This is a genomic window from Kineococcus esterisolvens (assembly GCF_050871405.1).
Classification (GTDB): Bacteria; Actinomycetota; Actinomycetes; order Actinomycetales; family Kineococcaceae; genus Kineococcus.
Map to the genome: position 1 here is coordinate 1 of NZ_JBJLRI010000150.1, position 1,391 is coordinate 1,391.

Genomic DNA, 1,391 nt, shown 5'->3' on the forward strand with positions numbered 1-1,391 from the left:
CGGTCATCCCGCCCTCCGGGCGCGATCATGAACGGACGCCGGCGCCCTCTTCTGTCGATGTTCGGCTGACGGAGTGCGACTGCTCGCGCGTCGATCTTAATTCAGGCTTAGCTGACGTCAGCTTCTGATGTAGCGTCGTGGCCATGGAGACGATCAGCCACGTCGAGGTGCTGGCCCGCTTCGGCCACGCACTGTCGGACCCGACCCGGGCGCGGGTGCTCATCGCTCTGCGCGAGGCCGGGGCCTACCCCACCGAGCTGGCCGAGCAGCTCGGCGTCTCACGCACCAGCTTGTCCAACCACCTGGCCTGCCTGCGCGGCTGCGGACTGGTGGTGGCCGTTCCCGAGGGCAAGCGGCTGCGCTACGAGCTGGCCGACGGCGGGCTGCGCAAGGCGCTGGAGGACCTGCTCAGCACGGTGCTCACCGCCGCCCCCGAGGTGTGCGTGACTTCGCGCGCCGGTGAGGACTGCTGCTGATGGCCACCACGCACTCCACCAGCCACCCCACCAGCCACCCCACCAGCCGCGCCGCTGCCCGCACGCCTCTGACCGCGGACGGCTGCTGCGCCCCCAACGCCTCCCTCCCGACCGGCTCGAGCACGGCGAACGGCCAGGCAGATGGCGGCGGGTGCGCCAACGACTGCTGCACCACCGCACCCGGCGCTCCTGCCGATCATCCCGATCACCTCGAGGCGATCACACCGTGACCACCGTAGTGATCACTTCGGCCTTCCTGCTCTACGCCACGGGCGTGCTGGTCGCCTTCGGCCTGCGCACGTGGCTGCACTACCGCCGTACCGGCTCTACCGGCTTCAACGGCTTCTCCACCCAGCGCGGCTCGCTGGAGTGGTGGGCGGCACGCATGTTCACCCTCGCGGTGCTGGCGGCCCTGGCCGCCCCCGCCCTGGCGCTGAGTGGTGTGGTGCCGATCCTGGCGGCCTTGGCTTCCCCCTGGACAGGCGCGGCTGGTCTGGTGCTGCTGGTGCTCGGCTTCGTCGGCACCATGGCTGCGCAGGTGAGCATGGGAGCGTCTTGGCGCATCGGCGTCGATGAGGCAGAACGCACCGAGCTGGTCACCGCCGGTGTTTTCGCCTGGGTGCGCAACCCCATTTTCACCGCCATGGCCACCAGCCAGCTCGGGCTGGCCCTGGCTGCGCCCAGCGTGCTGTCGCTGCTCGCCCTGGCCTGTTTGCTCATCGCGGTGCAGGTGCAGGTCCGGCGTGTGGAAGAGCCCTACCTGCTGCGCACCCATCTTCTCGTCTATCACTCCTACGCGGCCAGGACCGGCCGCTTCCTACCCCGCCTCGGACGCCTACCCACCGAGACCATCACCCACAAATAACGCGATCTGAGCGCGATCACGGCGGGTCTACGACTTCACGGTCATCCCGC

General features: G+C 69.5%; 2 protein-coding genes. Both read left to right on the forward strand.

The genetic code is table 11. The annotated features are described in order from the left end of the window. Positions 1-143: 143 nt before the first annotated feature. Positions 144-476, forward strand: a complete 333-nt coding sequence (locus ACRYR8_RS21170; protein WP_432486238.1) for an ArsR/SmtB family transcription factor — start codon at positions 144-146, stop codon at positions 474-476. Positions 477-702: 226 nt separating this feature from the next. Beyond that, the gene (locus ACRYR8_RS21175) at positions 703-1,341 is read left to right on the forward strand and encodes a methyltransferase family protein (RefSeq protein WP_432486239.1); all 639 of its coding nucleotides are present in this window, start codon (positions 703-705) and stop codon (positions 1,339-1,341) included. The last annotated feature ends 50 nt before the right edge of the window (positions 1,342-1,391 follow it).

Excerpts from the sequence above, each read along its gene's own strand:
- ACRYR8_RS21170 (WP_432486238.1), top strand. The coding sequence starts at position 144 with ATGGAGACGATCAGCCACGTCGAGGTGCTGGCCCGCTTCGGCCACGCA.